Source organism: Acidaminococcus sp. BV3L6, assembly GCF_000468835.1.
GTDB lineage: Bacteria > Bacillota > Negativicutes > Acidaminococcales > Acidaminococcaceae > Acidaminococcus > Acidaminococcus intestini.
The window spans coordinates 1-4,439 of sequence record NZ_AWUR01000028.1 but is presented as its reverse complement, the minus strand read 5'-3'; the positions used below and the strand labels follow the sequence as shown (position 1 = coordinate 4,439).

The following is a 4,439-nucleotide window of genomic DNA, read 5'->3' as shown; positions in this document are numbered from 1 at the left end:
CCATTGGCCCTCCATTAAATGAATTACTGAAACCCGCAGCAAGAAGTGTAATTAAACAACCGACTAGCATGAAGCACTTTGGATTACGAATCCAAGTTTTGTCCTTGATCAATCGTCTGAACATATAAACAAAGGGCAGAAGAAATAAAAGAAGTCCGGGTATTCCTGAGGAAGCAGCTATATCAGCATACAAATTAAGTGCAGGAAAACCACTTTTTAAAGCACCATTTTGGTACATATATCGACTCCAATTACGAACTTCGTTATTCGTGAATGAAAATTCAGGAAGCCTGTCGTTAATATAAGCGGATGTAAGACCTTTTCCAACGCCAGTAATAGGAAAATCACTGACAACATACAAATGTGCTATTAAATTGCCCAAACGAGCCGAATTAGATCGCATATTTTTATTGCCAACACTTATAATATTTTGATTAACGTAGCTTCCTAGACTGGATTCTTGTTTGCGAATCTTAATCCCAGTTGGATTAAACAAATTAATCAACAAACCAATTCCCATAATTATCAAGATTAATCCAGATCGTTTAATAAAATATCTATTCCAGCTTAATAATGTGATGCCCATTAAAATAACAGATTCAAGGACTGTCAATATAATAGCTGTTCTCGAATTCGTAGCAGCAATCATAAGAGAAAAAAGTAATAGCAAAAGAGGTGAAAACATTTTTACTTTTTTTTCAAAAAAATAACTCCAAAGAAATGGGATATAAAAAATAGCATAATATCCAAAATACGAAGGTTCTGGCATAATACTTCTAAGTTGCCCCTTCCATAGTAGTGGTGGCCACCAATTATGACTCGAAGCAACATCATAAAAAAATGGATTAATTAAGATTAGAATGGTTTTAGCCCAATCTAAATGAAACTTTAACCAAGCAAGTTCCACCAAAGAGTAGGAGCACATTAGCACAACCATACATAAAATAGGCTTTCGAATATCGTAAAAGGCTCTTTCGAAATTATTTTCGTAAAGATGCATAATAGTCATGACTACATAGAAAGTGGTATTACCAGTCAAAATAATTTCTTTAGAAAAGCGTAAAAATTGCCATACTTTGTTAAGAAAAATGGGGTTAACTGAAATTTCCCTTTCCAATAGATAGGTATAGATTCCAGCAATCTTCGTTGATTTGTCTATGAGAAGATAGTGAGGATATTGATAATAAATAATTCCCAAAGCAAGACACATCAGCTGCCAAAGAGAAAAAATAAATAAAAAGCGTATAAGTATCTTTTGGGTTTTACAATTATACTTAAAGCATTCATAAATATATAAAATAATTCCTAATAAAAGAAAGTATTGAGATATATTTTTTCCTATTGCAGATATTGTAATTCGCTTCGTAACATTTTCCAAAGGGAGTGTAAATACATAAAGCAAAAAAATATACCTTTCCAGCTCCCTGATCAGAGGCGTAGATTTTTGATAAAGTAGTTGGTCCATAAAAATATATCCTTCCATTACTAAATAAATAAAATGTTATCCGTTCTTATGCAATGCACTGCTCCGTAGCTTTTTAACAAGCATAAAGACCATAGAATCACGAAGCAATAATAATATTGAAGAATAAATTAGGAATCCCATTAGAATTAGATGTACGGTATATATGGGAGCGGGGGCAAAATGTCTTCCCAAGAAACAAATTCCTGCAAGCATAAAACTTCCAGCAATCCAGTATTTTATTGAAAGTTTTAGAACGTTCCCAAATGAAAAAACATGACGCACGAAATAAAATTGCACAAAGGTTACAACAAGTTCAGCAATAATGGAGGCTATTGCTGCACCTACAGCTCCATTTCTTTTAATCAGCATAGCATTTAAGAAACAATTAACAATTGCACCGCAAACAACAGAAACAGTCAAATGATTTTGCTGATTCGTTGGCAATAAATACTGAATTCCCGTAACATTGCTTAATGCTATGGCAATGGTAAGCACAGAGAGAATTTGTATCAAAGAAACTACATTTGCATACCCAGGTCCAAAAAACCAGGGAACAAAGTTTTGAGCAATTCCCATAAGACCAAAACACATTGGTATAGTGATAAACCAAACAAATTGGTAAGATTGGAACATGAGCTTTTTTATCTCATCATATTTTTGTTTGGCAAAAGAATGCGCTACACGAGGAAGTACAACTGTGCCAAGAGATGTAACCACCGTAAGGGAAAGCTTCACAACTTTTTCAGCCTGTTCGTAATAACCGTTTTCGAAAGAAGACCCGGTAATCAGCCCAATCATCGTCTTATCAAGTACGGTGTATATTTGGATTGCAATTTGCGGTAAAAAAAGCTCTATAATGACTCTTAAATTTCGGAACGGGCGAAGCGCACCCAAAGGTACATGTATTAAATATTGAGGAAGAAAGAACCAAATCGATATGCCAGATAAAATATTCATTATCCCTATTAAAAGAACATATTTACTTACGTCACTTGACTCTTTTACTAATAAAAAAATCAGTCCAATATTTATAATTTTAATAACAAAATTTCGAAATACGATCTTCCCAAACTCTTCAAGACCTTGAAAAAACCATGATATATCAAATAAAACAGCAACAATATTCAATGCCTGAATCCAGTATATTAGCCGGTCTCCAACTGAAAATCTAATAATTGAATAATAGGCAACAAGATTGATTCCAACTAAGATAAATCTAAGAAGAACGATTTCAAAAAATGTCCTGCTTTGGAGATAAGGATCATCACGATGATAAGCAATTTCACGCTGTCCGTAATTAGCCAGCCCCAGCGTCGAAAAGAGTATGAAGTAGGAAACAATAGAGGTCGTATAACTATATATTCCTATTCCATCAGGGCCTAAGACACGTGAAAGATAAGGTGTCGTAATGAAAGGTGTTAATAGAGTTAAGAGCTGATAGCTCACATTGTATAGATAGTTTCGTGAAATACTTTTAGCCATAACATCTCCAACCCCTTATCATTTGAAAAGGGATAAATGAAATATTCGTTTTTTAATTTGCTAAGTAAATTGACTCGATTATGCTAAATAAACGCAGAAATATTACCAATAAAAATAGTGCCAAGGATTCGCAGCGAACCGGTAGAACCCATTCTCTTACGTTTCAGGCACCATTTTGAAAATTTATTTAGCAGGAATTAAGAATCAATTTTGCAGCAATTTGTGAAAGTAATGTAACATATAGAAATATTATATCATAAAAAGGGCTCCTTTGGGGGATTTTCGCCGCATTTCTTCACTTTTTCAGCATCGCCTTATATGATGGATAGCAGTCCAAAAATCTCATAATAGATAGACAAAAAGAGCCACAAAGCAGCATGCTTCATAGCTCTTATGTTCATTATTCCATTTTAGAGACAAAGTCCTTGAGATAAGCGGCAAAGTCATCTTTCAGGTCTTTGCGGCGCAGGCCATAGTCGACAATGGCTATAAGATAGCCCATTTTATCACCGACGTTATAGAAGTGGCCTTTCATGTTGTAGGCGTACATGGGCTCGTTATGGCTCATGGCGCGCAGGGCATCGGTCAACTGGATCTGTCCGTTAAGGCCGTTTGGCGTGAGTTCCAGGTAATCAAAGACGTCAGGCGTAATGATATAGCGCCCAAAGACGGCCTGATGGCTGGGGGCATTTTCAGCAACCGGTTTTTCCGTGATGTCATGGACGCGGATGAGGTCGGAATGAGTTTCATCCCTTTCACCTGAAACGATGCCGTATTTGGAGACATCCCCTGCCCCAACCTTGCAGCAGCCAAGGATGGTCGATTGGGTAGTTTCAAACTGGTGCAGGAGCTGGGAAAGGCCCGTTTCTTCGTCGTTTAGGATGATATCGTCAGGAAGGGCGACGATGAAGGGCTCTCCGTCGATGAAGTCCTTGGCGCACAAAATGGCGTCACCGAGGCCGTGCTGCTGCTTTTGGCGGATGTAGTGAAAATTCACTTTGGAGATATCGCGGATTTCTTTCAAAAGGGCGGTCTTACCGGACTGGAAGAGCTGGTCCTCCAGTTCCGGGGAGGAATCAAAGTGGTCCTCGACGGCGCGTTTGGCGTGGCCGCTGATGAGGAGGATTTCCTCGATGCCGCTTTTGGTGATTTCTTCAATGACAAAATGGATGGCGGGAATATCGACAATAGGCAGCATGGCCTTGGGCATCGTCTTTGTTTCAGGAAGAAAGGACGTACCAAAGCCTGCGACGGGGACTACGGCTTTACGAACGATGGATGATGGCATGATGAGCTTCCTTTCGAGGTTATGATGGAGATATTATAACATGGGGGGAGCTTCTTGTCATAGAATTGGCTCCCCCCCATGTTAATACTCGGAGCAAAAATCGCTCCGATTCGCTGCAGTTACGTGTCTTTCTTGCTTGAGAAAAGATTCTTATGAGAGCAAGAAAGTCTTGACGATTCGTAAGAAGTTCCGTACCACAATCTT

Annotated in this window: 3 protein-coding genes; all 3 read right to left on the bottom strand. The window is 37.9% G+C overall.

The window, feature by feature from the left end; genetic code table 11:
• On the bottom strand, positions 1 to 1,465 hold a 1,465-nt coding region (locus tag HMPREF1246_RS05385), incomplete at its 3' end, for an O-antigen ligase family protein (protein ID WP_021736925.1).
• A 36-nt stretch (positions 1,466 to 1,501) separates the two neighbouring features.
• Positions 1,502 to 2,947 carry a flippase gene (locus HMPREF1246_RS05380; protein ID WP_021736923.1) on the bottom strand — a complete coding sequence of 482 codons (1,446 nt, stop codon included), beginning with the start codon at positions 2,945 to 2,947 and terminating at the stop codon, positions 1,502 to 1,504.
• 400 nt (positions 2,948 to 3,347) lie between these two features.
• Positions 3,348 to 4,235, bottom strand: a complete 888-nt coding sequence (locus HMPREF1246_RS05375; RefSeq protein ID WP_021736924.1) for a UTP--glucose-1-phosphate uridylyltransferase — start codon at positions 4,233 to 4,235, stop codon at positions 3,348 to 3,350.
• Between the last annotated feature and the right edge of the window lie 204 nt (positions 4,236 to 4,439).

Excerpts from the sequence above, each read along its gene's own strand:
- HMPREF1246_RS05375 (WP_021736924.1), bottom strand. The coding sequence starts at position 4,235 with ATGCCATCATCCATCGTTCGTAAAGCCGTAGTCCCCGTCGCAGGCTTT.
- HMPREF1246_RS05380 (WP_021736923.1), bottom strand. The coding sequence starts at position 2,947 with ATGGCTAAAAGTATTTCACGAAACTATCTATACAATGTGAGCTATCAG.